The 2,702-nt window shown below is 40.4% G+C and carries 3 protein-coding genes; all 3 read right to left on the reverse strand.

The window, feature by feature from the left end; translation table 11 throughout:
• Window positions 1-328: 328 nt before the first annotated feature.
• On the reverse strand, window positions 329-727 hold the full coding sequence (locus V9K67_RS26875) for a hypothetical protein (protein ID WP_336728195.1): 399 nt from the start codon (window positions 725-727) through the stop codon (window positions 329-331).
• A 208-nt stretch (window positions 728-935) separates the two neighbouring features.
• Window positions 936-1,466 carry a hypothetical protein gene (locus V9K67_RS26880; protein ID WP_336728196.1) on the reverse strand — a complete coding sequence of 177 codons (531 nt, stop codon included), beginning with the start codon at window positions 1,464-1,466 and terminating at the stop codon, window positions 936-938.
• Between the two features lie 745 nt (window positions 1,467-2,211).
• Window positions 2,212-2,702: immunity protein Imm33 domain-containing protein (locus V9K67_RS26885; protein ID WP_336728197.1), on the reverse strand; the 491-nt coding region annotated here is incomplete at its 5' end.

The raw sequence follows: 2,702 nt of genomic DNA on the forward strand, positions 1-2,702 counted from the left end.
AGTAAAGATAACAATAAGCACTTACCTATGCCTTTCTGAACAGACTCAAATGACAATAGTTTTTAGACAGTTTGACGTTCAGGGCCTTTGCGTCTGTGGCTGCATTTTGTGATCGGTAGCCTCGAAACCGCAGCCCAAAATTGATGCATAGCTGAATGCAGGAATTAAAAGTCTGGCTTCATTGGTCAAGTCGGAACCGCAGCCGAACATTAGGAAAAAGCTGTAGTTAAATACGTCGCCACGATATAACGAAAAGCCACATGTTGTAGACTGTTCTTCGCACCCGCATTTCTAGCATTTTTTAAAAGCACCCAATTGCCTCGGTTCCTCATTTGTAATAGTGGACGTGGTAAACCTCATGCTTTGACGGAGTTGTAAAGAGAATATCCCTTGTATTCTCTGTTTCTTTTTCAAAATACAGGATAGAGTCTCCCAATTGCTCCGGATGCCACCAATCTTTTGCCTCAGGGGGCACCATACTTTGCCATTCAGAAAAGTCAACTTCTTGTCTTAGGAACCCATTTTGAAGGAGCTTATTTAATTCTGAGCTATCCATTTCAAAGTGCAACCAATTACAGCAGTCAGAAAAATATTGTTCTTGACTATGACTAAACTTTACACTTTTTGGAACGGGAGATTCAAAACTTAAATTATAAAGATCTTCTGCGCTTGTACAGCCAACCAATAATGACAAACAGAGAACGTAACTAAATTTTATAAGTCGCATGTACAGTTAGTTAAATTAAGTGGCCCGGTTTCAATTCACTCCACCGCAAAGATAGCCCTTGCAAATTGCCTACAACGTTTTACAGCTTTAAGAAGTAAGGGCATCTGTAATTCTATTGCTTCATTTACTTCCTGCTGACCAATAAAAAAAATTGCTCAAGATTTATTCATCTGCCCTTATTTCTTAAAGCTGATGTTATGGGCATAGCCTATCCAGTGAAGACTATTAACTCCCTTTCGTCAATCTCAAAATCTTCCCGTAAATCTGTCCTCTTAAAATCAATTGTATTTCGAATTTCAGGTGCAGCTTCGTAGTCCCCGGCCCAAACACAATAAAGCTCTACTGGTCCTTCTTGTTGCACCTTTTGTTCAATGAGGTCAATAAGTCTTACTGTCTGGCTCAGGTAATCAGCTTGTTCATCCAACAGCTTGTTGATTCTTTTTTGATGGCATTCTTCCCACTGCTCGTACGTTCCGGCAACCTTTCGAATTTTGTTAAACACCTTTTGGATAGGATAAACTTCGCTCAAAACATCTGCACTTCGTTTATTTAATTTAATGCCAAAGTCACAACTACATCCACGGCTGGTTCCCACAAAGTAGATGTAAGGATTTTGAAAAGCATGTTTGATTAACAAAAAGTCTCCTGAAATTTTCTCTACATAAAACCTTGGATGCTCTTTGTCAAAAGGAACCTCTTGCAATTCTGTCTTTGTCCCTATAAAAAGCATTTTACACATATGAGGTCAAGGTTTGCCCATAACGGCAGAAGGCTTGCCGAAGTAGCGGAAATAGAGTTCCTGCTGTTTGGCATTCCTTCTGTCGCTGTTTAAAGTTATAAAGCTGAATTAGCAATAAGCCGCTATTTTGGCAAGCCTGTGTTAGCCGTTGGTTGTAGTTTTCTAAAGCTTATCATCGAAAGATCAGAAATAACTTGCTCTTTGGTGTCATTGCAAAACCTGTCAAATGAAATAAAGTACAAGCTGTTGCTGGCATAAAACAATTTGCTTTCACCTCTACAATGATCAGGTCCCAGCATTACACCTGGTGGCGTGATTGAATATGAGGTGAAGACTATAGTGTCTTTTGAAACATTAAACTCACACAGCTCTTTAGCAAGGGTTGAATTATAAGCCAATAAATTAATGATTCCACCCGTATTGTAATACCCAAAAGAGAACGTAATGGTGTCAACTCGGGTAGTGTCATTCGCGGAGTATAATAGCCAAGATGTTCTGTTTAATTCTTTCTCCAGAGGTTGCCACTTTCCAATCTGTTTACCAAAGGAACAACTCTGTATACTCCAGGCGGACAGCGACAATACCAAAATTAAAAGGACGGATCGATTCATAAGTGTCGGCTAACGTCCGAGGGCTTGGCGAAGAAGCGATATTTGGAAATACACAGCCTCACGTTTGCACCTCTGTTGAATAATGATTTACAGCTACAATATTGCATTCCAGCCGCTTCTTCGCTAAGACCATGTTAGCCGCCGCTAATCAGCAGTAGCGATTCATCAAACCAGACGTCCTCATAGCCTTCGTCATCAATTAGAAATCTGTATCCAGATGCAAGCCCCAGATATTTTAAAACCTCTGGCTTTGAATACATCAAGTGCCAAATGTGATACGGCTTAAAGAAATTATCATCATCATTGTAATCACCACTCCACAGAAACCATCCAGAAGAATTGTCAACTGGATGTCTCAAACCGTTAAAAGAAACTTGGGAAAGATCGTCTGCAAGTCCAACTATCTGGAATGGGTCAACAGGAGAATATTCGGCACCATGCGTCTGGCAGGTACTTATCTGCTCACTAACAAAGTTATCCCATAGACCTTGATCAAAAGTTGTATGATTATTCTCTTGCACTTTATGAAATGTTAATACGATGGCGGCTAACGGAAAAAGGCTTGCCGAAGGCCGGCCGGCCTTAATGAATGATTCGGGATTAATGTCACCAGGCTTTTGGCAAG

Source organism: Huijunlia imazamoxiresistens (assembly GCF_037132455.1).
Taxonomy (GTDB): Bacteria; Bacteroidota; Bacteroidia; order Chitinophagales; family Chitinophagaceae; genus Flavisolibacter; species Flavisolibacter imazamoxiresistens.